Raw genomic sequence first — 25,956 nt, forward strand, 5'->3', positions numbered from 1 at the left:
ATAAATATTCCCCGCCTCGTACGTCAAGCTGAAACCGGCTCATCCTCATCGAGACGAACGGATACAAGCTTGGATACACCGCCTTCTTCCATGGTGACGCCGTACAGGACATCCGCTTCTTCCATCGTTCCTTTACGGTGTGTGACGACGATGAACTGCGTCATTTGACTGAACTCCCTTAAATATTGCGCAAACCGCGCCACGTTCGCTTCGTCCAGTGCAGCCTCGACTTCATCAAGTACACAGAAAGGTACCGGTTTTACATGCAATATGGCAAAAAGCAGAGCAATCGCCGTCAGCGCCTTCTCTCCACCGGAAAGCAGCTGCAAATTTTGCAGCTTTTTGCCTGGTGGCTGGGCGACGATCTCTATCCCTGTATCGAGCAGATGATTCGGATCGTCGAGTACGAGATCGGCCTTTCCTCCTCCGAAAAGCTTGCTGAACACGTCAACAAAATGGATTCGGATTTGATCAAATGTCGTCCGGAACCGCTTCGACATTTCCTGTTCAAGCTCCTGAATGACCAAATACAGCTTTTGCTTCGCTTCCACCAAGTCCTGCTTTTGTTCACTAAGAAAGTCAAAACGCTCGCTCATCCGCTGGAATTCATCGATCGCCCCCAGATTGACATCACCGAGCGAGGCGATCTGTCTTTTCAGATCGCGAACGATTTGCTGTGCGGCCTGAACATCCTCTGGAATCGGATAACGCTCCTTCGCCAGTTCGTAGCTGAGCTCGTAATCCTCAGACAGCTTCTTCAACAAGTTCTCCAATTCAACGTCCAGACGATTCGCCTTTACTTCCATTTGATGCAGCTCCGATTCGATCTGCTTCAGCTGGATCCGCTGCTCTTTCGTTTCGCTTTCGGCATCCTCCAGACGTTGATTGCTTTTGAGCCGGTCCGCGCGCTTAAATTCTAATGTTTCCATCAGCTTTTGCTTTTGCAGCCGGCCGGCATTGATGGCTTCGATCTGCTTCGTCAGCTGAAGCTTCAGCTCCTCCAGCTCTTTCTCCATCCGCTCAAGCTCCGCCGAGCTAAAGCCCATCTCCTGATTGAATCGGATCAAGTCACTGTTCCAGCGCTCGATCTGCTCCTGTGTACTCTGTTTTTCCTTCTGCAGCGATGCCGCTTCTATTTTCAGATCCGTTAGAACACCCTGCAGATGCTCCTTCACCGACAGGCTGTCTTTCCGTGCCTTTTCCGCTTCGCGGATCAACTCCTGGAGCTGTCCTTCCTTCTGTTCCGTCAACAGGATCTTGTCTTTCAACTCCGCCTGCTTTTGGGTGAGCTGATCCTGTTCAACCGAGCTGAGGTCCGCCTCCTGCTTTGCAACTCCCATCTGTGCTTCCATCTGATGAAGCGCAGCTTCGAGCCTTTTCTTCTCGCCCTGGAGCTGCTGCTCCTGAAGGCGAAGCGCTTCCCCTTCATCGCGAAGCCGTTCCAGCTCCAACTTTCCGTCATCCACCGTCTTTTTTAAATCGGCAGATTTCTGCTTCAGCAGCTCCAGCTGCTGGCCTGCTTTTACAATCTGCTCGTCCATTTCTTCGATTTGACGCTGTCTGCCTAACAAGTTAGCCGATTTCCGATTCATGCTTCCGCCCGTCATCGAGCCTCCGGCATTGACGACGTCGCCGTCCAAAGTGACGACACGATAACGATATTGGCATGCGGCTGCTATTTTATTGGCCTGCTCCAGCGTTTCCGAAATAATCACCTGTCCGAGCAAACTGGACATAATCGAATCGTAGCGGTCTTCATACTCCACCAAATCGACTGCGACCCCAACGTAACCGGGCTGCTCCGATATTTTTTGGCGATCGCTATGCTGAATGAACCTGCCCCGTATGACGTCCAGCGGTAAAAACGTCGCCCTTCCAAGCTGACGCTTCTTCAAAAAGGAGATCGCTTCCCGAGCGGAAGCTTCATCGTCCATGACGATATGCTGAAGTGCGCCGCCTAACGCAGTCTCTACGGCTTTTTCGAGATGCCCCGGCACCTTGACCAGTTCTGCAACGGCTCCCTGAATACCTCTAAGTCCGCCGGCCCGGTCTCTTGCCTTCAGCACTTCTTTAACCCCCAGCTGAAAGCCGTCAAAATCGTTCTGCATTTCCTTCATCGTATCGCGGCGTGACACCATCGAGTCAAGCTGCTGCTCCCATTTGCGTTGAGCAACCATCGACTCCTCCAGCAGCGACTGCTTGTTCTTCAGCTGATCTGCTAAAGCTGTAAAAGCATTCCTGGCTTTTTCCAACGCTTCAGCATTCATCATGATCTGCTGATTGCACTGCTCCATATCTGCCTTCAGCGTATTGTACTGTCCAAAAGACTGCTCATTCTCGGACAACAGCTTGTCCATTTTCCGCTGAACCGAATCCAACTGCTGCTCCACATACCGAAGCTCATTGCGTGCCTGCGCCGATTCGTTGAGCGTATCCAGCAAGTCGGCTTTCAGCCGATCCTCTTCATCCTCGGCCGTTAAGCCCGCAACGCCCTTCAGTCTTTCTCCTTCTGCGGCAATGCTCGTCTGCAGCTGTTTCAGCTTGCTGTCCAGCTCCTGGAGTTTGATCTGCATTTGCCCCATTTCCTGAGTCAGCTGATCTTTCCGAGCGGCATCCGAATCCAGCTTATGCTGAAGCTGCTCCATATTATGTAATAAATTTTTCTCGCGCTCCTGGAACACTTCGCGCTGTCCTTCACCTTTTTCTAAATCCTCGCTGCACTGAAGAAGCTGCTGCTGAAGCTGCTCCATTTCCTCTTCCAGCTTGCGGATTTCGAGCCGATTGCCTTCCAGCTCTGCATCATGCTTGCTCACCACCGCAGACAGTTCCAGCTGAACGTTCTTAAGCCGTTCCATCGCAGCACTGGCATCCTGCCAAGCTCCATGGATCTCATCGATTTGATACACATATAATGAAATCTCATGCGTTTTCAATTGTTCTTTTAACTGCTTATATGTTCTCGCTTTCTCGGACTGCTCACGCAAAGGCTCGATCTGATCCTCGATTTCCGAGATTAAATCATGAATTCGAAGCAAATTTTGCTCCGTATCCTCCAGCTTCTTCTGCGCTTCTTTTTTTCTCGTTTTATATTTAACAATACCGGACGCTTCCTCAAAAATGCCTCTCCGATCCTCGGACCGAGTACTGAGTATCTCCTCAATCCGGCCTTGCCCGATGATCGAATAGGACTCTTTACCGATACCGGTATCCATGAATAATTCCGTAATGTCTCTTAATCGGCAGGGCTGCTTGTTAATAAAATATTCGCTTTCTCCGCTGCGGTGTATTCTTCGCGTGACTGTCACTTCGCTGAATTCCAGCGAAAGCTGCTGATCCGTATTATCCAGCGTCAAAGAGACTTCGCCGTAATTGACCGCCTTTCTCGAATCGCTTCCGGCAAAAATAACGTCCTGCATATTGCCCCCGCGCAAGCTTCTTGCGCTCTGCTCGCCCAGTACCCAACGAATGGAATCGGAAATATTGCTTTTCCCGCTGCCGTTAGGCCCAACCACGGCGGTAATGCCTTGGACGAATTCCAGCTCTGTCCTTTCTGCGAAGGATTTAAATCCTGCCAACTCCAGTCGTTTCAAATGCATGATTTCACCCCAAACACATTGTATCACAATCGTCCGAAAACCGAAGTTTTTTTTCAACGTCGGAAATAACATGTTTTCCTCTCATTCGGACCGAATCCGCGGTAGCCGCTGGCGAAGGATGCGGATCATAAAAAAATGCCCTTGAAGCATTCCAAGGGCATTTGCTTGCTATGAAAGCCGCTGCTAGTGATTACAGGATGAAGCTGCTTCTCACCAAACCGCTATTTTCGAATTTTGGATAATGCCTGACAAGCTGCATTCTGCTCCGCTTCTTTCTTCGAGCGGCCCGTTCCCATCCCAACACTTTGGCTGTCCATAAATACCTCGGACACGAATTCGCGATCATGGGCGGGGCCTTTCTCTTGAACAATGCGGTATTCGAGCGTACCAAGATTTTGCTGCTGCACATATTCCTGCAATTGCGTCTTGTAGTCTTGAACCTGGGGCTTCTTGGCTCCATCCAAAAGCGGAAAGACGAATTGACGAAGAAATGATTTCGCCGCTTCCAAGCCTTGATCCAAATACAACGCTCCGATAAACGCTTCAAATACATCGGCGAGCAGCGCAGGTCTAGAACGGCCTCCCGTCATTTCCTCTCCTTTGCCGAGCCGGACAAAGTCACCAAAGTTCAGCGCTTGAGCAAAATGAACCAAAGAGGGCTCACACACGATGGAGGCTCTAAGCTTTGTCAATTCTCCTTCGCTGTACTCCTTATGAAGATTGTACAAGTACTCTGACATCGTCAGCTCGAGAACGGCATCGCCTAAAAACTCCAAGCGCTCGTTGTCCTCGTGCTTCTCCATTCGATGCTCATTAACGTAAGAGGAATGAGTAAAAGCTTGCTGCAGCAGCTTCTTCTGCCGGAAGCGCAAACCTAATTGTTCCTGCAATTGATCCAGATTCCGGTGCACAGATGTCCCTCCTTCGCTGCAGAGCTTGACTGACCTGCACTATTCATTAAACTGCTTCAGCACGATTGTGGCGTTATGTCCGCCGAAACCAAAGGAATTCGACATGACCACTTTCACATCCGCTTTCCGCGGTTTGTTCGGCACATAGTCCAAATCGCATGCCGGATCCTGATTGTCCAGGTTAATCGTCGGTGGAATCATTCCATGCTTGATGGTCAAGCTGGAAATTACCGCTTCAATTCCGCCGGCTGCTCCAAGCAGATGTCCAGTCATCGATTTCGTAGAGCTTACCGCCAGCTTGTGCGCATGCTCTCCGAACGCCCGCTTGATTGCTTCCGTTTCGGATTTGTCCCCTACCGGGGTAGAAGTGCCGTGAGCGTTGACGTAGTCCACATCCTCCGGCTTCATTTCTCCATCCTTCAATGCACGAAGCATACAGCGTGCTGCACCGTCCGGATCCGGATCGGTCATATGGTATGCATCGCCGCTCATGCCGTAACCGACGACTTCCGCATAAATACGGGCGCCGCGCTTTTGGGCATGCTCCAGCGACTCCAAAATCAAAACGCCTGCCCCTTCACCCATAACGAAGCCATCGCGGTCCACATCGAACGGGCGGCTCGCCTTTTCAGGCTCATCGTTGCGAGTGGACATGGCGCGCATCGCACAGAAGCCTGCTACGCCAATCGGCGTAATGGTCGCTTCCGCTCCACCGCAAATCATCACATCCGCTTCACCTTGTTGAATCAGCTTATATGAATCGCCAATCGAATGTGTTCCCGTCGCACACGCCGTTACAGACGTGCTGTTCGGACCTTTCGCACCGGTCGACATCGATACTTGCCCCGATGCCATGTTAGCAATCATCATCGGAATGAAGAATGGGCTCACCCGCTTCGGTCCCTTCTCCATCAAGGCCCGATGCTGTTCCTCCCAAGTGCCTAATCCGCCGATACCGGAGCCGATGTAAACACCAACCTGTTCTGGATCTGTATCCTTTCGCACGTCCAGATTCGCATCTTTAAGTGCTTCTTTCGCCGCTGCTACGGCGAATTGGACGAAACGATCCATGCGTCTTGCTTCTTTTTTATCGATACCGAAAGATTCGGGATTGAAATCTTTAATATATGCAGCGATTTTCGTGGTGTATTCGCTGACATCAAAATGTTCGATCCGGCTCACACCGGACTTTCCTTCCATTAATCCATTCCATAACGACTCGAGATCATTTCCCAGCGCCGACAGCGCCCCCATCCCAGTCACAACTACTCTACGTTTCATCATGATCACCTCTATCTTTAAACAGCCTCGTTCATCAACATATGTCAAACATCTATGAGCATCATAAGTCCGAAGACCGCTAATTGTCACTTCCATTGTTTTTGGGTGAACCCTGTGGTTGACGGGGCTGGCTATATGTGAGAGAGTCCCGTTTAAAACAAACGGGACTTCCATCGTCTCTTACTTATGCGCATTTATGTAATTAACGACTTCTCCCACGGTAGAGATCTTCTCTGCATCTTCATCGGAAATTTCCAGATCAAATTCATCTTCCAGTTCCATTACCAATTCAACTACGTCGAGAGAGTCTGCGCCCAAGTCATCCTTGAAAGATGCTTCAAGAGTCACTTCGGACTCATCAACACCTAGACGATCCACGACAATGCGTTTTACACGCTCCATTACGTCGGCCATCCGGTTCACCTCCTCCATGGTATTATACGAGAATTCAATTCAAATTACCATAGGTTGTCTCTATGGGGTGGCCCAAGCTTTCCAGCTTGTATTACATCACCATTCCGCCGTCAACATGCAGGGTCTGTCCCGTCATATAGTCGGCATCTGGAGAGGCCAAGAAACGGACTGCTTTCGCTATATGCTCAGGCCGCCCAATTCTTCCGAGCGGAATTTGAGGGATCAAGGTCTCCTTCTGAGCATCTGACAATTGTTCCGTCATATCCGTCGATATGAAGCCCGGCGCAATCGCATTGACCGTAATATTCCGAGAAGCGAATTCCTTCGCGCATGTTTTGGTCAAACCAATCACACCCGCTTTGGCCGCTACATAGTTCGCTTGACCCGCATTGCCGAGCACCCCAACGACAGACGAAATATTAATGATTTTGCCGGAACGCTGCTTCATCATCGGACGGGACACGGCCTTGATGCAGTGGAAGACGCCTTTCAAGTTCGTATCGATCACCGCATCGAAATCTTCCTCTTTCATCCGCATGATTAAATTGTCCCGTGTAATCCCAGCGTTATTCACGAGTATATCCAATTTTCCGAAGTGCTGCAGTACCGTCTGGACCATTTCATCCACTTCCGCCGCATTCGCTACATTCGCTTTAATTTTGATTGCCTTCCGGCCCATGGCTTCAATTTGCTCTACAACTTCCTGTGCTGCCTGCTCACTTCCTGCGTAGTTGACAGCGACATCCGCGCCTGAACTGGCCAATTCCAAAGCTATCGCTCGGCCGATCCCTCTCGATGCGCCGGTTACTAACGCAACCTGATTTTGGAGCATAAAGCACCCTCCTTTTTCCTTTTGGATGAACTTTATGTTCTCGGGCGAACGATAAAATTCCTGCTTTCTTCTTCAATCAAGCAGCAGACCCGCGTCTGATCTTCAACAAAACGCTGGTCCGTTGTTCAAACCTGGGCTAAGCTTTCTAAGCTGTTAATGGAAACGATGTTCGCCTGCCGATTGATCTTCTTCATAAGCCCCGCTAATACCGTACCCGATCCAATTTCATAAAATGTATCCACACCTTGCCCGGTAAGCCAGTTCATGCTGTCTTCCCAAAGCACCGGAGATACGACCTGCTGGGCGAGAAGCCTGCGAATTTGCGCTCCCTCCGTAACAGGTTGAGCACTCACATTGGAAATGACAGGACACACTGCATCCGCGAAGGCTACCGAATCCAATTCCTTCGCCAGCTGCTCTGAAGCCGGCTGCATGAGCGAGGAATGAAACGGTCCGCTGACCTCGAGCGGAATAGCCCGCTTGGCTCCCGACTCTTTGACGCGCTCCACAATCTGCTCAATTCCCGCTGCAGATCCGGAAACGACGATTTGACCGGGACAATTCACGTTGGCCATCTCCACTGTGCTGCCAGCCGCAGAAATTTCCCGGCAAAGCTCCGCCAGCCTTTCGCGGTCCGCTCCTAGAACGGCCGCCATGCCTCCTTGTCCCGCAGGCACCGCCTGTTCCATCGCTATGCCTCTGTTGCGTACGGCACGAACGGCATCATCGAACGAGAGGACTCCAGATGCCACGAGTGCACTATATTCTCCAAGCGAATGGCCGGCCACGTAATCCGCTTGAATCCCTTTTTGCTTAAACACTTCCAAAATGGCAACGCTGACCGTAAGCAGTGCTGGCTGTGTGTTTGCCGTTTTCTTTAATTCTTCTTCCGGCCCTTCAAAAATGAGCTCGCTCAAACCGAAGTTCAGCAGGCGATCAGCCTTCTCAAATACCGCCCTTGCCTCCGGATACGTATCATAGAAATCCTTGCCCATGCCGACCGTTTGGGCACCTTGTCCAGGAAATACAAACGCAGTTTTCCCCATATTTACACGCTCCTCTTCATAAGCGATCAAACTACCAAACCAATACGGATGCACCCCAGGTCAATCCGCCGCCGAAACCAACAAGAAGCACAGTATCGCCTTCGCGCAGACGGCCGTTCTCGTTCGCTTCTGCCAGCGCAAGCGGAATCGATGCCGCAGATGCATTCCCATAGAATGGCAGGTTAATAATGCACTTGTCTTCATCCAGTTCGAGCCGCTGCAGAGCCGCTTGGATAATTCGGATATTGGCCTGATGCGGAACGAGAAAATCAATATCCTCTTTCGTACAGCCGGCTTTTCTTAAAGCTTCGTCAGCCGCGCTTCCCATAATGCGAACGGCAAACTTAAACACTTCACGACCTTCCATATGGATATAATGCTGTTTGTTCTCGATGGTTTCCGCAGAAGCTGGATTTCTCGAACCTCCGGCAGCAAGCTTCAAAAGCTCGCCGCCGGAGCCGTCAGAGCCGAGTTCAAACGACTTAAAACCTCGGCCTTCTGGGACTTCTCCAAGAACGACAGCACCCGCCCCGTCTCCAAACAAGACACACGTATTGCGGTCTGTGTAATCGGTAATGCGCGACAAGCATTCTGCACCGACGACCAATACATGCTTATAAGTTCCCATCGCGATAAAGTTAGACGCATTGGCCAAGCTGTAGATAAAACCAGAGCAGGCGGCAGCCAGATCGAACGCAGCCGCTTTCTTCGCCCCTAATTTTTCCTGCAATATGCAGGCCGTGGACGGAAACGCCATATCCGGCGTAATGGTCGCCACAATGATCAAATCCAAATCGTCGGCCGAAATACCCGCGTTTCGCAGCGCCTCCATAGAAGCGTGGTATGCCAAGTCCGAGGTCGCTTCATGTTCCGCCGCAATTCGGCGTTCCTTGATGCCTGTTCTTGATGTAATCCACTCATCGTTCGTATCTACCATTTGTTCCAAATCTTTATTGGTTAATACCCGTTCAGGAACATATTTACCCGTTCCTAATATCCCAACAGGTCGAATATTCAAGTCCATCACTCACTTCCCGCTGATTTCCGCTGCGATCGAGCCCACTAAATTATTTTTCAAGGCATGAATCGCTTGTCTGACTCCATTCTTAATGGCGTTGGCATCTGAAGAGCCATGGCTCTTCAGACACAGGCCGTTAATACCCAGCAAAGGCGCAGCACCATGCTCGGTATAATCCAACTTTTTCTTAAACCGGGACAGGCCAGGCTTGAGTACGGCGGCGGCAAGCTTTGTGAACGTCGTTCTCGTAAATTCCTGCTTTAAAGCCCCGAATATTGTGCTGGCCGTTCCTTCCATCGTCTTCAGCATGACGTTGCCGACGAAGCCGTCACACACCAGCACGTCACAGTTGCGGGCGAATACATCTCTCGCCTCTACATTGCCGACAAAATGTATAGGGGCTTGCTCGATCAAGGCATAAGCTGCTTTACTAACCTCGTTGCCCTTCATTGCCTCAGTCCCCACGTTGAGAAGACCGACGCGGGGCTTCTCCATACCGTCTACCTTAGAACGATAAATGCTCCCCATCACCGCATACTGCAGCAAATGCTCCGGAGCAGCGTCCATATTCGCTCCTAAATCCAAGGCAAGTACCCCTGCGCCATCCATCGTTGGCAGCATCGGAGCCAGTGCAGGCCGTTCAATCCCCGGAATTCTGCCGATAATGAGCAATCCCGCTGCCATCAGCGCCCCCGTATTCCCGGCGGAAATCATCGCTTCCGCTTGTCCTTCCTTGACCAGTCTTGCAGCAACGACCATGGACGCGTCCTTCTTGCGCCGCACAGCACGAACAGGCTCGTCATCCGCTAATATACGATCCTCCGCATGCACGATTCTGACGTTTACAGGCAATTCAGATGACAAACAGCTGCGAATTTGCGCCTCATGGCCAACCAAAATCAACTCCGCATCCGAGTATTGACTCGCCGCAGCGAGCACTCCCGCCACGATTTCCTTCGGTGCCAAATCTCCGCCCATTGCATCAATGGCAATTCTCAACGTCGTCACTCCTTTTCTTCAGCCATATCTCCAGCAGAACGATATACTGTAAAATTCCCTTGGAACACCAATTCTTCTCCAACATAAGTAAACACTTCCACCTTCGCCTTGCGTCTCTCACCCGTAATCGCTCGGACGTAAGCCTTGGCGACACATTTCTCATGCAGCCGCACCGGCCTTAAGAACCTGATGTCTGCCGAAACGGTGAGCGCCACTTCTTCGTTGATGACAGCGACGGCTAAAGAATTGGCTTGAGCGAAGATATGATGTCCACGGGCAATTTGATTTCTCGCAAATACATGCTCTTCTTTCATTTCTAAAATCGAAATCCCGCTTTTATCCAGCTGTAAATCAACGACTTCTCCAATTACCTCGTCGATTGCCAGCGACCTGACCTGATCATAGGAACGTTCGGCCATCAGCTTGAGCCGTTCACGCAGTTCGGGGATGCCGAGCTCCATTCGATCTAATCGAATCGTTTGTATACTGACCTGAAAAGCTTTCGTTAATTCCTCGTCTGTAACAAACGGGTTCTCTTCTATCCATTTGGACAGCTTTTCCTGACGCTGTTTTTTCGGCAAACGCTCCATACTCCGGCCGAACCTCCTTATTGCAGCAGACGATTTAATTTTACATATTACGACTTGCCATTAATACCAGGTACTAAAAGTAGTATATAGAAAACCTTACTTATTGTGAAGTAAAAATATGCAGGAATCTTTTATTTTTCGATGACGTCAGTGCCTGGAATGCCTGTCACAACCGACTGTTCAAGCACATTCATTCCTGATGGTCTCGTCAAAATTAGACAAAAAAAATAGCACCTCATCCAGGATGAAGTACTATCAGTAAAATTATCTTACAACTTGTCTTCCTTTATATTGTCCGCAGGATTTGCAAACGCGGTGTGCTAATTTCAATTCGCCGCAGTTCTCGCATTTTACCATACCTGGAACTTGCAACTTGAAATGAGTACGACGCATGTCACGACGAGTTTTGGAAGTTCTTCTTTGTGGTACTGCCATGATCCCACCTCCTTAACGAAATGATGAGGTTATTCTTTTTTGTCAAAAAATTTCTTCAACCCGGCCAAGCGGGGGTCAATATGGTTAGTCGAAGCTTCGCTGGCTTGCTCTTCTTCAACTGGATCCCGAACGTATTTCTCAAGCAGCCGCTGGGCCTCCTGATCCTTTACTTCCTTGCATACCGGAATGAACGGGAGCGAAAGCAGAAACTGCTCCTCAAGAAAAGGCACTAGATCAAACGTTTCTCCGGGAATGTACTCCATGTCTTCATCTTTCATGGCATGGGTCTGGAACGTGGTAAACGCCAAATGGACATCGAAGGCAATTTCCTCCGTAAATTGCACCAGCGTTCTGGCACATATAAAGTCCACGTCGGCATTGCATCGGCCGCTCACCGTAATGACGCCTTCTTTGGCCACCGCCTGCAAATCCAGGTTTAGCGGCTCCGCCTTCACAATATCCTTATCATCCTTCACAAGGTTCTGAAGCGGAATAGAAGTTTGAATCTTTTGGGGAATCGGCTTTGCAGACAATTCTCTGACATTAATCATGATGGACAAGGGTGCATCACTCCAAACAAACAAAGTCAATTATAACGATATGTTTTATACTTTGTCAACAACTTGAATGACATGTTATGATGGTACTTAATTCGATCCGGTAAAATCACCCACATCGGCAAAGGGTGCAAAGCATATGAATGACCTTGTTTAAAGGAGAATTCAAGCATATGAAAACAGTAGGTCTTATCGTTGAATACAACCCTCTACATTACGGACATGTTTATCATTTTGAACAGTCTAAGCGGACATCGGATGCAGAAGCGGTCGTAGCCGTCATGAGCGGCCATTTCCTGCAGCGAGGCGAACCCGCTATTGTAAGCAAATGGGCACGTACGGAAATGGCGCTCCGCATGGGCGTCGATTTAGTGATTGAACTGCCGGTCGCCTTCTCCTGTCAGCCGGCAGAATGGTTTGCCTACGGAGCGGTTTCCGCGCTCGAGCAAACGGGCATCGTCGATTCGCTCTGCTTCGGCAGCGAGCATGGGGACTTAAGTGATTTACTGATGCTTGCCGACCTGCTTTATCAGGAGCCGCCTTTGTTCAAGCAGGCGCTGGCCGAGGAGCTGGGGCATGGCTCTCCTTATCCTAAAGCTTATGCGAATGCCGCTTCCAGACTCATCGTTGAAAGCGGTGCAGCGCCAAGCGCTGCGCTGCTGCAGGAGCCGAACAACAGTCTGGGACTGCATTATTTGCTGGCATTAAAAAAATGGAACAGCAAAATACAGCCCCTCACCATCCGCCGTGAAAAATCAAGATATATGCAGCAGGATATTACTGATTCCAAAATCGCAAGCGCTACGGCCATTCGCAAGCTTCTGCTGGACGAAGAAAATTGGGAGCGCTGCGCAGACTATCTTCCTCCCTCTACACTCGAAATTCTGCAGCGGGAAGCGAAGCTGGGCAGAGGCCTGATGTGCTGGAACCATTTTTATCCTTCTTTATTGCATCTGCTGCACAGCATGTCCCCACAGTCTTTGTCTGATTTCGCTGAGGTGACGGAAGGGCTGGAGCATCGCATGAAGCAGAGCCTGACTCGGCGGTCGTTCGACTCGTTTCACGGTTGGATCCAGAGCCTCAAGACGAAACGATATACGCTGACAAAGCTTCAGCGGACGATGACACGAATCCTCCTTCAGCACCGCAAATCGGAGTTAGCGAGAGAAGTGCTTTCCCGCGGCGTGCCATATTTGCGTGTTCTCGGCTTCTCCAGCAAAGGCCGCGAATTGCTCAGGCGCATGAAACATACTGCGAAGGTGCCCGTTATCCTGCAAGCGGGTAAGGAGCACGCTTCGATGCTTCATATGGATATTCAAGCCGCTGCGGTTTATGCCCACGCTTTTCCTAAGCAGGCCGATGCTTCTGCAGTGTACAGGGACTATTATAAGCCTCCGATCCAAATATAGTCTCTAGCTTATTTCGGAGGAAGCTGCTCCAGATAGTCCAGCGCTTCTTGTAAATTGCCGACGGGGACGACTTTCATATCCGTCCCGATATCTTCTGCTTTCTCCGCGGCCTCCGTATAATTTAACACCGGCTGCAGATTGCTTCCTTCCTCCGGATACCAATCCTTGGGGGCGAAGAAAATATCTGCTTTTTCGCGATCGGCCGCCACAATTTTATGCTGAATGCCGCCGATCGGCCACACCGTTCCATCCGCATCAATTTCGCCGGTGCCCGCAATCCGATAGCCTTTGCTTAAATCCCCGGCCGTTAGCTGATTATAAATTTCCAGCGCAAAAATTAATCCTGCTGACGGCCCGCCGATATCACCTACTTTTATGTGAACCTCTTCATCCGGATTGTCTGGTATGACATTTTGGATAAAATTTAGATCCACCCCGAGTAAATGCTTATCCTCCTCGGCAACGCCTTCCGGATAGTCGAGCTCGATATCCACCGTTTGTTCCTTTCCGTCCCGGATCACGGCTGCGCGCAATGTATCCCCCTCTTCTTTCGTTTCCATCACGGCTGTGATGTCCTCGAGGCTGGATACAGGGGTGCCGTCCAAACTGATCAGTTGATCGCCCGACTCCAACGCCCCGTCGGCTGGAAACTGTTCAACCACTTGATTCACACGAATTTGTTCAATCACGACATCGTACGAAATACCTGCCTGTTGGTAAGCGGCCATAATCGCATTACTGTGGGATTTGGCCATATTGTACTGCTGCCTTTCCAAATACTGATCCCGACTTTCCCCAGGCCGGAACACTTGGTCCTTGCGTGTAATCTCTAAATTTGGGTTCAAGTAGGAATAAGCCAGCTGCAGCACGGAGATGGTACTGTCGAGCGCGACGGTTGTCATCATAAACGTCCCTTCCTCCTGCATATCCCCCTGCCGCACCTGAATCATCGGATGTACCTCGGCCGCTCTGCCGGGCTGCATGACCGCGTAAGGTGTCGGAACGTAAGCTAATACATAAATGAAGACGAGCAGCAGCAACAGCCATGCCGTCGGCCTTTGCAGCTTAAAAGCTTTCATTTGTCTCTCCTTCTCCTTTCCTCGTTTTTCTAGTTGAAACATAAAAGGACAGCCTCCCGCGTAAACATGTACTATGTCCGATCGAATCAAAAGAGGTGAAGGTATGCCCCGTTTTCGATATATCAAAGGACGCGCCGCGACCTTTCTCATCGCAGCCGTATTATTAGCTGTTGCCGCCAGCATTGTCATGTTTCCCGAGCAGGCTTTTCAAGCCTCGCTTAAGGCGCTTAACATTTGGTGGGAAATTGTCTTCCCCGGTCTGCTGCCATTTTTTATTTTAACGGAAATTTCCGCCGCCTTCGGTATTCTTCACGCTTTAGGTGTGCTGATCGCCCCGATCATGCAAAGCTTGTTTCGCCTTCCCGGCATCAGCGGCTGGGCCGCCGCCTTTGGTTGGACGGCCGGCTACGCAGCGGGTGCTGAAATGACCGCTAAGCTGCGGAAGCAGGGCTGGATTAGCAGACAGGAAGGACAAAAGCTGCTCGTGATCAGCCACTTAACGAGCCCCGTCACGCTGTTTGGCATCGTGGCTGTCGGTTTTTTCCTATCCCCATCACTAGGCTGGCTTCTCTTTATCGCACAATGTATTTCCATCCTTGCCATTGGCATGCTGTACCCGATAAAAAAGGAACCCAAGGTTCCTGACGATCGGGAGGCGAAACCTGCAAAGCCGGTGTCTCTCTGGCAAAAAATGCTGGATGCTGCCGACCGCGGTCGAGAAGAAGACGGAAGAAGCTTCGGCAAAGTGCTCGGTGACGCCGTGACCCTTTCCGTCCAAAACCTGATGCTTATCGGCGGTACGATGATGATTTTTTCCGTCATTTCCGGTTCGGTCGAGCAGCTCCTGTTCAGAGACTCCTTTGCCCCTTTCGGGATGGAAGCCAGAGTATGGATTCACCTGATCGTATCCAGTCTTTTTGAGGTACATTTAGGTGCATTTGCCGCTTCCTCTGCAGATATGCTCTTGCCATGGCAGGCGGCCTTCACATCCGCTCTGCTCACCTGGAGCGGGCTTGCACTTCACTTTCAAGTGAAAAGCATCATTTCAGAAACGGATCTAAGTTATGTCCCATTTCTCTGGTCGAAAATCGCCCAATCTCTGATCTCTTTCTTTGTGATCCTTATTTTATGGGAACCGTTCAAGCGCCTTTCGGCAAACACAGCCCCAGCTTTTCATTCAGGACCTAGAGAGACACCCTCAGCATACGCTCCTCCGGATATATGGACGCTGTGGAAGCTGGAAGCCCAGTGGCTGTTTACCGTCTACGGCGGATTGATCCTTGTGGCCATTCTCGCATTTCGCTTGCACCCGTCCCGCAACCGGACGCTTTAAGCGGTTGGTATGAAGCCGCTAGAGGGCATATTACTCAAATTTTTTCTTCAAAGCCGTTTCAACGGCCTCAGGTACCAGATCCGTAAAATTACCGTGAAACTGCGCGATCTCTTTGACAATGCTGGAGCTGAGATACGAATACTGCGGATGCGTCATCATGAAGATCGTTTCCACTTCGGGATAAAGCTTGTAGTTCGTGGTCGCGAGCTGCAGTTCATACTCAAAATCGGAAATTGCCCGGAGGCCCCGAATAATGACGCTCGCCCCTTTCAGCTTCACATAATTGACGAGCAGATCGCGGAAATGATCAATTTCCACGTTAGGCAGATCCTTCGTCACTTCTTTGAGCAGGTTTGTCCGTTCCTCCACAGAGAAGAGCGGCTTCTTGCTCGTATTATTCAGCACGGCGACAATTACCCGATCAAATTGTTTGGCTGATCTCCGGATAATATCCAGATGACCTAAGGTCACCGGGTCGAAGCTGCCCGGATACACCGCGATTTTTTCCTTATGCGTTGAATTCATCCTCTTCACTCCATCTCTTCGTTGTCCAATTCTATAGGCTCTGAAAGTAGATAGACCGTAACTGCGATTTCCCCGTATACCGCATGCTTTCGGATCGTCAGGCCGCCGATAGCCTCAGGATACGTATGGGCTGCATCATGTTCGATAACAACCATCGATCCTTCCTTCAGCAAACCAAGTTCCTGCATCGTCTCAAGCCATTCATCCATATTTTTCATGCGGTATGGAGGGTCCAGCAGCACAAGATCAAACTGCAGATCTCTTTTCGCCAGCGCTTTTAGAGCCCGTCCGGCTTCATTGCGGTATACTTCCGATTGTTCCTGCAAACGGGCCGATTGCAAATTGTGCATAATCGTATCTATACTTTTCTTTTCGATATCGATAAATATGCCTTTTTCCATCCCGCGGCTTAGAGCCTCAATGCCTAAACCTCCAGTACCCGCGAACAAATCCAGCACGAGTCCTCCGTCAAAATAAGGCCCAATCATGCTGAACAGCGCTTCCTTGACCTTATCCGTCGTGGGCCTGGTTGACATGCCCGGCACCGCTTTCAGGCTTCTGCCCTTCGCTTTTCCTGATATCACTCTCAATTCCGATTTCACCTGCACCCTTTTCAATGAATGTGTAATCTATCGTACCATAATTAGCAAAGGTAACAAAAGAAACACAGTCTAACCGCTTAGCACAGGCCTCTTTCAAAAAAATAATGCCAGCATGTATATTCCTTTCCAATCTGTCCATACTGTAATTAGCGGCATCGAGAGATGCCGTCGACAACCGCGGAGAAGACTTACGTTTCCCCATAAGCTCTTCATCCGGTTTCTCCTCTCCCATGAAAATGGTACCTGCGTGAGCAGGTACCGGCATTCATTCGCTGCGGCCTTGTGGTTGCAGCATTTTTTTTTGCGTTTTAAGAGCTCAAGACAGGAAAAAAACAGGCGGCTTTTTGAACTGCTCCCCGCTTGATAGGAACAACTGGCCATGGGGGTGCAGTTCATTTTCGCCTGTTCTCTTTGACCGGACTACGTCAAGCCAATCTTTATCTTTTCAACTCAATTGCTCGAGCCGCCGCTTCAAATCAACAATTTTACGCCGCTGCTCTTCTTCATCCTCTGCAGGCTCTGCGATCAAATACGACAGCTCCATCTCTAGTCTGCTCCGCTCCGCTCTTCTTTGCGCCTCGCTTCCGCTGGCCATGAACGTACCTTCCTTCAGCGCTTTTACATACTCATCATATCCTGCAGGATAGACGAGCGCCTGCCCGTTCTCTCTTCCCAACAAAAGCAATCTGCGGCTCATCCGCCCCAGCATATAGCGGTCATGGGTAACGAAGACGATCGCCCCGGGAAAACGTTCGAAAGCCGCCTCCATCCGCTCTCTCGTATCCACATCCAAATAATTCGTCGGTTCATCTAAGACGAGCAGCGGTGCCCCGCTGAAATAAAGCCGTAGAAAGGCGACACGGCACTTCTCGCCCATGCTGAGAGCGCCGACCCGCTTGTAAACCGCATCTCGCGAAAACAAGAAACAGCCAAGCAGCGTTCGCGCCTCCGTCTGTGTCATTTGCGGAATCGACAGCATGGAGTCAAGCAGCACCTCATTCTCATCCAGCTGCTCCAGCTCTTGGGAGAAGTAGCCGATGCGGCACTTCGGATGGCGAAGAACCTCCCCCTCCGTCGGACTCAGTTCGCCCGTCAGCAGCTTCAGCAGCGTACTCTTCCCGCTGCCGTTCGGGCCGACGACTGCCAGTCGTTCGTCACGCGCGATCTGCAGGTTGATTTGGGAAAACAGCAGCGGCATGCCATCGTAGCAGAAGCTGACCTGCTGAAGCCGCATGAGCGCATCTCCGTGGAACGATTCCCCTTCCAAACGAACGTGGATACCGGCATCCTCACGCGGCTTTTCCACCCGATTTGCTTCCAACCGTTCCAGCTGCTTCTCCTTGGCATGGTATCGGGAGATGTTCTTCTTTGCCTTGGCGGCATAGAACGGATTGCGCACGCCCGCAGCCGCATGAGCAACGTGAAACCACTGCTGATAGCGGCGAATGCTCTCCAGGATGTGCTGCTTCTCCTGCTCCTGCTGCCTATAGAGCGCCTCCTGCCTTCGCAGCTCTTCCTCCTTTTTTCGCTTGTATGCCGTGTAGCCTCCCTTATACTTGCGGGTGCCGGCAGGTGTCAGTGCAATGACGCTGTCCGCCACGTTATCCATAAACTCCCGATCATGGGATACAAACAGAACGGTGCCGCTGTATTCGCGGAGCCACTGCTCCAGCCACATGAGCGTTTCCTGATCGAGATGATTCGTCGGCTCATCCATCAGAATGACTTCCGGCTTCTGCAGCATAAGGCTGGCCAGCTGCGCCTTCGTCTTTTGCCCTCCGCTCAAGCTGCCGAAAGGAATATCCCAATACTGCCGATCCAATCCGGCCCGCAGCAGGCACTCCTCGGATTCTCTCTCCCATTCATAGCCGTTTCGCGATACGTACCGATCGTAAACCTCGCTGTAAGCTTCCCAAGTGTCCTCTATTGAATGATTTTGCTCATTCATCGCCGCTTGAAGCCGTTCAAGCTCTCGCTTCAGCCCAGCCATCTCCTCGCTTGCCGACCGCACAAACTCCAGCAGCTGCATATCGCTGCGCTCCTCCTGCTTTTGCTCCAGCCAGCCCCACTCTTCCGCGGAGACCCCTCGGTACAGCTGCCCCTCCTGCGGCTCCAATTCCCCCTTCAGCACGCGAAGTAAAGTAGTCTTGCCTGTGCCGTTTCTACCGAACAGCGCGCATTTTTCTCCTTTTTCGATGTCGACATCGACCTTTTCGAATAATCGGTGTCCTTCGATCTCTATAGATAGACCTTTTCCTTGTATGATAAGCAATCCGCATTCCTCCTTTAAATACAAAAAACCACAGGCTTCTGCCTGCGGCGGGACGGGTTCGGATGGAAAGTATGCGGATAACAGCTTCGGCCGCCTATTGAACTGCGGTCATAAGCTGATACAGTCCAAATCCAGTGTGAATCACTGCTTTGGAATCGCCTATTCTTCAAGAAAAGACTGCTGTATAACCTCCGAGGCACACACGTATCCCGTCACCGTCTCCACTGCTTCTGGCAGAGCCGCTTTTCACTTCCAAGCGTATGAGGTGATTTCGTGAGATTCGTGTGATTACTTCATTGGCTAACAGGTTCCTCCTTGGCGATAAGCCCGGGCACATTATTCACGGCGCATCGCCGCGAATACCCCCATTGTAGCGCAGCGGCATGCCTGAAGTCAATCCGCGTATTCCATATTTTTACGGTTGAACACGAACGTATATTCGCCATATAATATCATATACTAAGGAACATACGTTCCCTATTTCGAGGTGATCTGAATTGCCTGAACGCATTATATTTCTTGTCAACAACCATAACCGCACACCAACCCTAAAAAGAAAAGCTGCGACGAAGATACCAAAATAAAAGGTTCGCTTATTTATAGCGATATCGTTTTCGCTGCATTTCAAATGCGATATTCGATCTTAAGAATGTATGTTCCAATCGGAGGAATTCTAATGCATAGACACATTGGACGTAACAAAAGGATCTTCTTGAGTCTCGAGAAGATCCTTCACAAACATCATACTTGCGTTGGCTTCGTGAAAAACAGCACGGCTAAAGCCTATTACTTGTTCACGTGCTCCGTGTTTCGAACCGAGCGAATTGTGGTTATACAGGCAGTGAAGCATCATGCCTCATGAGCGTACAATTCTTTTGGTGGATGGACAGTCATTTTATGCGTCTATTGAAAAAGCGGCCCGGCCGGATCTGAAGGATAAGCCCGTAGCTGTAGGCGACCCCGCACGAAAAAACGGAATTATCCTTGCAGCCTGTCCGATTGCGAAATCACGCGGCGTAACAACAGCCGAACGAGTTGCTGAGGCAATGGCCAAATGCCGCGATCTGGTCGTTATACGGCCTCGCATGCAAACCTATATATCGGTCTCCTTGTTAATCACGGAAATTTTCGAATCCATCACGGATCTCGTTGAACCTTATTCCATCGACGAGCAATTCCTAGATGTAACAGGATCCATTTCCTTACTCGGTTCCGCTGAAGAAATAGCCCGTCTCATCCAAACACGAGTAAAACTTTCAACTGGAGTATGGTCGCGTGTCGGTATCGGACCCAATAAAATACTTGCCAAGATGGCCACGGATAATTTTTCAAAAAAGAATCCTGCCGGTATTTTTGAACTTACGCACAATAACATCGAAACCGAGCTCTGGCCTTTGCCGGTCCATAAAATGTTTATGGTAGCTAGACGTATGTCTGCTCATTTTGCTCGAATGGGCCTGCATACGATTGGCGACATTGCGCGACTCGATTTGAATGAGTTTAAAAGACAGATGCGCTTGCGAATGGGACGCCAAAGCGACATTCAAGCTGAATATTATTGGCAAACTGCCAATGGCATTGATCCAAGTCCGGTTGTTCCAGGAATGCGAAGCCAAATTAAAGTCATTAACAACGGCAGAGCTCTGAAATGGAGCATGTATAGAACAATGGAGGACATTGAGCCGCTCATGGTGGAGCTTGTCATCGAAGTTTGCCGCCGCGCCCGCCGTTACGGATATATGGGCCGGGTCGTAGCCGTAGGTGCTGCAGAAACGGACGGGTATCAATCATCGAGTTTCGGGCGGCAAATGACGCTGCAGCGGCCCTCCTATTTGGAACATGAAGTCGGCGCGGCGGTTCATGAACTGTTTTTAAAGCACTGGAAAGGCATGCCTCTTACTCAGTTGCATATTACCCTTACTGATCTTTCAGATGATAGGGTGTATCAGTTGGATTTATTTGAGGATCGCGAACGTCTCATTAGACGTGAAAAAGCAGTCGATACGCTAAAAGATAAATTCGGGCCGACCGCCATCGTCCGCGCATCGTCTTTGTTAAAAACAGGTCAGGCGTTTGAAAGAGCGGCTCAAATTGGAGGTCATTGGGCATGAGTAAATTGGATGGAAATGGTCGCTGGAAATCGAAAATGGCGCTCACAGAGCATGTCGAACAATACGAGGAACGCCAGTACAAATCTTCTACCCGGCCGACACCCGAAGAATATACCATGGCTAGGGATTACATTCTGCTTCCGCATATGCTAACTATGGTTGAGAGGAGTAAGAAGGAAATAGAAACATCCACAAACCTCTTAAAAAATCTTTATTTGACGGCGTCCCAAGCGGTTATGCATCAAATTCATACAGACATGTACAACTTACGCCGGGAGTTAAGCAAACGAAACATAAAAGTTATCCATGATGAACAGATCGATCTGGTTATGTATTATAAAATTCTTTGCCGCGGCTACGAAGAACGTTTCGGGATTGTCCGTGATGTGGTTCGATCCGAAATGAGTGTGCGATTAGCTAAATACTTAAATAACGTTGCGAAGTTAATCGAACAAAAAGGGAAATAGAACTTAATACATCACGAGGTCGAGGCTGCGGTGGAACTAAAACGGGAGCTTGTTATGCCAACTGGAGTTTTCAACAACGACATTTCCAATGTATGCTCCACAATGAAATAGACTTAAATTTTTTTAGAAGGAGATTATGAGGCTGCCGCGAGACTAAGCGTGCAGCCTTGTTAAGCTATGGTGCTTAAGAACAACCAACACGAAACACCAGTAAAGTCAGATTTCGCCATTGTTCTGGCTGATCAATGGAGGGGAATTGTCGTCCCGATATGAACGCAAGCTCCTCAATCCCTACCTCTATAATATCGGACTCCGTGTGTTCAACTGGCGCGGCTACAAAAGCTCCATCCAATTCGTACTTCAACATCAAATGGATGATCTCTTCTGTTGTTCCAGTTTTTAGTGTTAAATCAACCTCTGGATAAAATGTATGGTAATCAGTGAGAATAAATGGTAACCCGGAAAACGCCTCCCCCCAAAGCACCTACTACATATGCTCCGGACCCTCTACACCATTCCATATCTAGTATGACACGATCATTAACCATCCCCTGCCAAAAATCGTTCGTGATTTTTTTGTCGAAACCTATAGTATTCTCAGAAATTACGCATATAATGATATCTATGTGGTTTTTTTATATGCGCTAATAGATTATAGATTACTGGATGGGAATGCTGTATGAATACAATGATCGAATTAAAACAAATTTATAAAGCCTTCGATGCCCAGACGGTCATTCCGACCATGTCTCTGTCCGTGTTGGAAGGTGAATTTTTAACGCTCCTCGGTCCCAGCGGCTGCGGAAAAACGACGCTGCTGCGAATGATTGCCGGTTTTGAGCACCCTACCGAAGGGGCCATCTATTTGGCAGGAAAAGAAATTACAGGCCATGCTCCATATAAACGCGATATGAATCTCGTTTTTCAGCATTACGCCCTGTTTCCTCATATGAATGTGGAGGATAACATTCTTTTCGGTCTTAAAATGAAGAAGATCGCGGCAGCCGAGCAGAAACGCAGACTGCAGGAAGTGCTGGAGCAAACACAACTCACATCGCTGCGCAAACGAAAGCCGGACCAGTTGTCCGGCGGCCAACAGCAAAGGGTGGCCATCGCTCGGGCGATTATCAACCACCCGAAGGTGCTTCTCCTGGATGAACCGTTAGGCGCACTCGATTACCAGCTTCGCAAAAGCCTTCAGCTGGAGCTCAAAAATTTACAAAAACGGCTCGGCATCACGTTCATCTATGTCACCCATGATCAGGAAGAAGCGATGACGATGTCTGATCGAATCGCGGTCATGAACCAGGGCGTTATTGAACAGCTTGCCTCCCCTGAAGAGATTTATCGCAGGCCGGCCAATCGTTTCGTAGCACAATTTGTCGGCGAGAACAATATATTCGCCCGCGGAGATGAATGGTATTGTGTGCGGCCCCATCATATCAAGGCCGTGGATACAGGCACTAGTTCAGAAGGCAGCAGCATTTCCGGGACGGTTGAGGATGCCGTTTTCACCGGGAGTATGACCAAGCTGTTTGTACGCAGCGATCAGGGAGAGCGCTGGACGCTGTATGAAGAAAGCTATCAATCCAGAGTCAAGGGACAGAGTGTGAAGCTGATCTGGAGCAAAGAAAATGAGGTGGGACTCGGTTGCTGAACAAAGGCAAATGGCTGGCCGTACCCGCCCTCACTTGGCTCATCTTGTTTTTTGCCGCACCGCTGCTGATGATCGCGCTCTATTCTTTCTTTCAGCGGGGCCTGTACGGCGAGCTGGTCTATGAATGGACCATACATAACTACACGAGACTGTTCGACAGCCTGTATGGAAAGATCATGCTAGATACGCTCGTCGTTTCTTTCCTGACGACGTTCCTGACGCTGATGATCGCCTATCCGTTAGCTTATTATATTGCCGGCCTAAAGCCGCATAAGCAGAAAATATGGCTGCTGCTCATGATGCTGCCCTTCTGGATTAATTTTCTGATCCGCTCTTACGCGTGGGTCGTTATTCTCCGGTCCCAGGGTATCGTCAATATGGTGCTGATGCATTTCGGATGGATCGAAGAGCCTTTGCAGCTGCTGTATAATAACGGAGCCGTCATGCTCGGTATGGTGTATACGCTGCTTCCGTTCATGGTGCTCCCCATTTACGTCACACTTGAGAAGCTGGAGCGCAATAAGCTGGAAGCTGCCTATGACCTGGGGGCGACGCCGTGGAAGGCTTTCCTTCACGTCACTCTGCCGCTCACCAAAAGCGGCATTATTAACGGTTGCGTCATCGTTTTCGTCTCCTCCATCGGGATGTTTATCGTGCCGGATGTGATGGGCGGAGCCAAGACCATGCTGCTTGGCAATTTAATTCAAAACCAGTTTCTGTCGGCGCGGGATTGGCCGTTCGGTTCCGCTGCTTCCATGGTGCTCATGGTGCTGTCCCTCGTGCTGCTCTACTGGCAGTATCGAGCGGGTAAAGTGAAGAACGGACAGGAGGTGCTGAAGCTGTGAGGAAGAAATCCAACCGATGGCTTTCACCTTTTGCTTATGTCGTACTGTTCTTCCTATATTTTCCAATGTTCGTACTCGTACTTTACTCATTTAACGATTCGAGAATCAATGCCGTATGGTCCGGCTTCACCTTCGACTGGTATGTGTCCCTGCTGGACAACCGTCAGGTGATGGAAGCCTTTATGAACAGCGTCACCATCGCAATAACGACTGCCATCGTATCGACCGTACTAGGGACGATGACCGCGCTGGCGTTTCACCGATACTCGTTCCGATGGCAGTTTGCTTGGAGCAGCCTGCTGTATCTGCCTATTATTTTGCCGGATCTGCTCATGGGGTTGTCGCTGCTGCTGATGTTCAGCTACTTCAGTATTCCGCTGGGGAAAATGACGATCATGATCGCCCATATCGCATTCTGCATCCCGTTCGTCTTTGTGATCGTTTCAACTCGGCTGCAAAGCATGCGAAACGATCTGGCAGAAGCGGCGCAGGATCTAGGGGCTACACCTTGGCAGACGTTCCGGCATGTAACCTTGCCGATGCTGATGCCGAGCATTGTCGCAGGCGCACTGCTCAGCTTGACGCTGTCACTTGATGATTTCGTGATCAGCTTCTTCGTATCCGGACCAGGCTCAACGACGCTGCCGGTTTACATCTACGGCATGGTCAAAAGAGGCGTAACGCCCGAGGTGAACGCTCTGGCAACCGTTATGATTGTCATTACGCTCATTTTGGTTGCATTGGCGGAAATCGTTCGAAGAAACAGCAATGGTACGGGCAATAACACGGATGAATCCGTCTAAATCCCTTATTCCATAAATAAAGCTTTCCTTGCCGGGTGCTCAGCACGAAAGCTTGTATCATCGATCGCCTGACACCGGCACTGTGGAACTGCACTATTTATTCTTAAGTTGAAAGGAAGTTAAGCAATGAACAAATGGAAATCTTGGACACTGACGCTGGCAGCGATCGTCATGGTTGCACTGCCGCTTACGGCCTGCTCCGAATCCAAGGAAGAGCTGAACATCTACAGCTGGTCGGATAATTTCGATCCTGAAGTCATTAAGGACTTTGAAGAGAAATACAATGTGAAAGTCAACTACGACCAATACGGCAGCAACGAGGAGCTTCTTGCCAAGCTGCAGGCAGGCGCAAGCCAATACGACTTAATTCAGCCCTCCGACTACATGGTGTCAACGATGATCGAGCTGGATCTGTTAGAGAAACTAAATAAAGACAACATTCCAAACTTGAAAAATATCGTTTCGACATTCCAAACGCCGCCGTATGACCCTGGCAACGAATATTCCATCGTGTATACTTGGGGCGTAACCGGTATTGCGTATAATAAAAACTATGTCAAAGAGCCGGTCGACAGCTGGAGCGATCTATGGAACGAGGAATATCAAAACCGTGTCGTATTGCTGAACGATTCCCGTGAGACGATCGGGATGTCCTTGATTAAAAACGGCTACTCCAACAGCACAACCAATAAAGAGGAATTGCAGACGGCGGTAGACGATTTAAAAGCGCTGCTGCCGAATGTACTGGCCTTTGATACCGAGACGATTAAAGAGAAATTCGTTGCGGAAGAAGCTTGGATCGGCACCGTATGGTCCGGGGATGCCGCATTCATTCATGACGAGAACGACGCGATTGAATATGTCGTACCTAAAGAAGGCGGCACAATCTGGGCCGACACGACGGCCATCCCGAAAGGCGCAAAAAACAAAGAGCTTGCGGAGAAATTTATCAATTATTTAATGGAGCCTGAAGTGAGCGTAAAAAATTACGAGTACATCGGCTACAGCAATCCGAATGAAGCGGCCTACCCACTGCACAGCGAGGAATACCGCGCGAACACGATGATCTTCCTCTCACAAGAAGAGCTGGATCGTACCGAGTGGCTGCTGGATGTTGGCGAAACGCTGACCGATTATGATCGGGCATGGACCGAGCTGAAAAGCGGACAATAAA

26 protein-coding genes are annotated in these 25,956 nt (G+C 49.9%); 9 read left to right on the forward strand and 17 right to left on the reverse strand.

Going from position 1 to position 25,956, the window contains the following annotated elements; genetic code table 11:
* Positions 1–23: 23 nt before the first annotated feature.
* The 11 genes from smc to ACFPXP_RS07600 form a co-directional block, all read right to left on the reverse strand.
* A complete protein-coding gene (smc, locus tag ACFPXP_RS07550) occupies positions 24–3,596 on the reverse strand; it encodes a chromosome segregation protein SMC (protein ID WP_379893619.1) in 3,573 nt (1,190 codons plus the stop codon).
* A 221-nt stretch (positions 3,597–3,817) separates the two neighbouring features.
* Positions 3,818–4,507 carry a ribonuclease III gene (gene rnc / locus ACFPXP_RS07555; RefSeq protein ID WP_379893620.1) on the reverse strand — a complete coding sequence of 230 codons (690 nt, stop codon included), beginning with the start codon at positions 4,505–4,507 and terminating at the stop codon, positions 3,818–3,820.
* Between the two features lie 39 nt (positions 4,508–4,546).
* Entirely contained in the window at positions 4,547–5,788 is a 1,242-nt protein-coding gene (gene fabF, locus ACFPXP_RS07560) for a beta-ketoacyl-ACP synthase II (protein ID WP_379893690.1), read from the reverse strand.
* A 180-nt stretch (positions 5,789–5,968) separates the two neighbouring features.
* Positions 5,969–6,202 (reverse strand): acyl carrier protein, encoded by a 234-nt coding sequence (locus tag ACFPXP_RS07565; protein WP_379893621.1) that lies wholly within the window; start codon positions 6,200–6,202, stop codon positions 5,969–5,971.
* 91 nt (positions 6,203–6,293) lie between these two features.
* On the reverse strand, positions 6,294–7,034 hold the full coding sequence (fabG, locus tag ACFPXP_RS07570) for a 3-oxoacyl-[acyl-carrier-protein] reductase (protein ID WP_379893622.1): 741 nt from the start codon (positions 7,032–7,034) through the stop codon (positions 6,294–6,296).
* Between the two features lie 125 nt (positions 7,035–7,159).
* Complete coding sequence (gene fabD / locus ACFPXP_RS07575) at positions 7,160–8,080, reverse strand: ACP S-malonyltransferase (RefSeq protein WP_379893623.1); 921 nt, start codon at positions 8,078–8,080, stop codon at positions 7,160–7,162.
* A gap of 31 nt (positions 8,081–8,111) precedes the next feature.
* Positions 8,112–9,098: a beta-ketoacyl-ACP synthase III gene (locus ACFPXP_RS07580; protein ID WP_379893691.1), complete on the reverse strand. Its 987-nt coding sequence runs from the start codon at positions 9,096–9,098 to the stop codon at positions 8,112–8,114.
* Between the two features lie 9 nt (positions 9,099–9,107).
* Positions 9,108–10,097 carry a phosphate acyltransferase PlsX gene (gene plsX, locus ACFPXP_RS07585; RefSeq protein ID WP_379893625.1) on the reverse strand — a complete coding sequence of 330 codons (990 nt, stop codon included), beginning with the start codon at positions 10,095–10,097 and terminating at the stop codon, positions 9,108–9,110.
* A 5-nt stretch (positions 10,098–10,102) separates the two neighbouring features.
* Positions 10,103–10,687, reverse strand: a complete 585-nt coding sequence (fapR, locus tag ACFPXP_RS07590) for a transcription factor FapR (protein ID WP_379893626.1) — start codon at positions 10,685–10,687, stop codon at positions 10,103–10,105.
* Between the two features lie 264 nt (positions 10,688–10,951).
* Entirely contained in the window at positions 10,952–11,122 is a 171-nt protein-coding gene (gene rpmF, locus ACFPXP_RS07595; RefSeq protein ID WP_379893627.1) for a 50S ribosomal protein L32, read from the reverse strand.
* 29 nt (positions 11,123–11,151) lie between these two features.
* Entirely contained in the window at positions 11,152–11,673 is a 522-nt protein-coding gene (locus tag ACFPXP_RS07600; RefSeq protein WP_379893692.1) for a YceD family protein, read from the reverse strand.
* A gap of 179 nt (positions 11,674–11,852) precedes the next feature.
* Between ACFPXP_RS07600 and ACFPXP_RS07605 the strand changes: the two genes are divergently transcribed.
* Positions 11,853–13,088, forward strand: a complete 1,236-nt coding sequence (locus ACFPXP_RS07605) for a nucleotidyltransferase (RefSeq protein WP_379893628.1) — start codon at positions 11,853–11,855, stop codon at positions 13,086–13,088.
* Between the two features lie 8 nt (positions 13,089–13,096).
* Here the strand turns inward: ACFPXP_RS07605 and ACFPXP_RS07610 are convergent, their stop codons facing one another.
* Positions 13,097–14,209: a YlbL family protein gene (locus ACFPXP_RS07610; RefSeq protein WP_379893629.1), complete on the reverse strand. Its 1,113-nt coding sequence runs from the start codon at positions 14,207–14,209 to the stop codon at positions 13,097–13,099.
* 61 nt (positions 14,210–14,270) lie between these two features.
* Here ACFPXP_RS07610 and ACFPXP_RS07615 point away from each other — a divergent pair, with 61 nt between their 5' ends.
* On the forward strand, positions 14,271–15,500 hold the full coding sequence (locus tag ACFPXP_RS07615) for a nucleoside recognition domain-containing protein (RefSeq protein WP_379893630.1): 1,230 nt from the start codon (positions 14,271–14,273) through the stop codon (positions 15,498–15,500).
* Between the two features lie 30 nt (positions 15,501–15,530).
* Here the strand turns inward: ACFPXP_RS07615 and coaD are convergent, their stop codons facing one another.
* The 4 genes from coaD to abc-f form a co-directional block, all read right to left on the reverse strand.
* On the reverse strand, positions 15,531–16,025 hold the full coding sequence (coaD, locus tag ACFPXP_RS07620) for a pantetheine-phosphate adenylyltransferase (protein ID WP_379893631.1): 495 nt from the start codon (positions 16,023–16,025) through the stop codon (positions 15,531–15,533).
* Positions 16,026–16,030: 5 nt separating this feature from the next.
* Positions 16,031–16,615 carry a 16S rRNA (guanine(966)-N(2))-methyltransferase RsmD gene (gene rsmD / locus ACFPXP_RS07625; RefSeq protein ID WP_379893632.1) on the reverse strand — a complete coding sequence of 195 codons (585 nt, stop codon included), beginning with the start codon at positions 16,613–16,615 and terminating at the stop codon, positions 16,031–16,033.
* On the reverse strand, positions 16,536–16,859 hold the full coding sequence (locus ACFPXP_RS07630; RefSeq protein ID WP_379893633.1) for a hypothetical protein: 324 nt from the start codon (positions 16,857–16,859) through the stop codon (positions 16,536–16,538). The genes rsmD and ACFPXP_RS07630 overlap by 80 nt, the downstream gene beginning before the upstream one ends.
* A gap of 213 nt (positions 16,860–17,072) precedes the next feature.
* Complete coding sequence (abc-f, locus tag ACFPXP_RS07635; protein WP_379893634.1) at positions 17,073–18,899, reverse strand: ribosomal protection-like ABC-F family protein; 1,827 nt, start codon at positions 18,897–18,899, stop codon at positions 17,073–17,075.
* Between abc-f and ACFPXP_RS07640 the strand changes: the two genes are divergently transcribed.
* The 3 genes from ACFPXP_RS07640 (at position 18,889) to ACFPXP_RS07650 (ending at position 21,477) form a co-directional block, all read left to right on the forward strand.
* Complete coding sequence (locus ACFPXP_RS07640; RefSeq protein ID WP_379893635.1) at positions 18,889–19,176, forward strand: hypothetical protein; 288 nt, start codon at positions 18,889–18,891, stop codon at positions 19,174–19,176. The genes abc-f and ACFPXP_RS07640 overlap by 11 nt on opposite strands.
* Positions 19,177–19,750: 574 nt before the next feature.
* Positions 19,751–21,010: a DNA polymerase IV gene (locus ACFPXP_RS07645; RefSeq protein WP_379893636.1), complete on the forward strand. Its 1,260-nt coding sequence runs from the start codon at positions 19,751–19,753 to the stop codon at positions 21,008–21,010.
* Positions 21,007–21,477, forward strand: a complete 471-nt coding sequence (locus ACFPXP_RS07650; protein WP_379893637.1) for a hypothetical protein — start codon at positions 21,007–21,009, stop codon at positions 21,475–21,477. The genes ACFPXP_RS07645 and ACFPXP_RS07650 overlap by 4 nt, the downstream gene beginning before the upstream one ends.
* A gap of 184 nt (positions 21,478–21,661) precedes the next feature.
* On the opposite strand, the gene ACFPXP_RS07655 is transcribed toward ACFPXP_RS07650, so the two are convergent.
* Positions 21,662–21,961 carry a LysR substrate-binding domain-containing protein gene (locus ACFPXP_RS07655; RefSeq protein ID WP_379893638.1) on the reverse strand — a complete coding sequence of 100 codons (300 nt, stop codon included), beginning with the start codon at positions 21,959–21,961 and terminating at the stop codon, positions 21,662–21,664.
* Positions 21,962–22,156: 195 nt separating this feature from the next.
* On the opposite strand from ACFPXP_RS07655, the gene ACFPXP_RS07660 reads away from it, so the two are divergent.
* The 4 genes from ACFPXP_RS07660 to ACFPXP_RS07675 all read left to right on the forward strand — a co-directional run bounded on the left by ACFPXP_RS07660 (position 22,157) and on the right by ACFPXP_RS07675 (position 25,955).
* Positions 22,157–23,134 carry an ABC transporter ATP-binding protein gene (locus tag ACFPXP_RS07660; protein ID WP_379893639.1) on the forward strand — a complete coding sequence of 326 codons (978 nt, stop codon included), beginning with the start codon at positions 22,157–22,159 and terminating at the stop codon, positions 23,132–23,134.
* Positions 23,131–23,979 (forward strand): ABC transporter permease, encoded by an 849-nt coding sequence (locus tag ACFPXP_RS07665; protein ID WP_379893693.1) that lies wholly within the window; start codon positions 23,131–23,133, stop codon positions 23,977–23,979. Before ACFPXP_RS07660 ends, ACFPXP_RS07665 begins: the two co-directional genes overlap by 4 nt.
* Positions 23,980–24,044: 65 nt before the next feature.
* Complete coding sequence (locus ACFPXP_RS07670) at positions 24,045–24,782, forward strand: ABC transporter permease (protein ID WP_379893694.1); 738 nt, start codon at positions 24,045–24,047, stop codon at positions 24,780–24,782.
* Between the two features lie 171 nt (positions 24,783–24,953).
* Positions 24,954–25,955: a polyamine ABC transporter substrate-binding protein gene (locus tag ACFPXP_RS07675; RefSeq protein ID WP_379893695.1), complete on the forward strand. Its 1,002-nt coding sequence runs from the start codon at positions 24,954–24,956 to the stop codon at positions 25,953–25,955.
* Position 25,956: the final 1 nt, after the last annotated feature.

Origin of the sequence: Marinicrinis lubricantis (genome assembly GCF_042658665.1) — a bacterium.
Taxonomy (GTDB): domain Bacteria; phylum Bacillota; class Bacilli; order Paenibacillales; family KCTC-33676; genus Marinicrinis; species Marinicrinis lubricantis.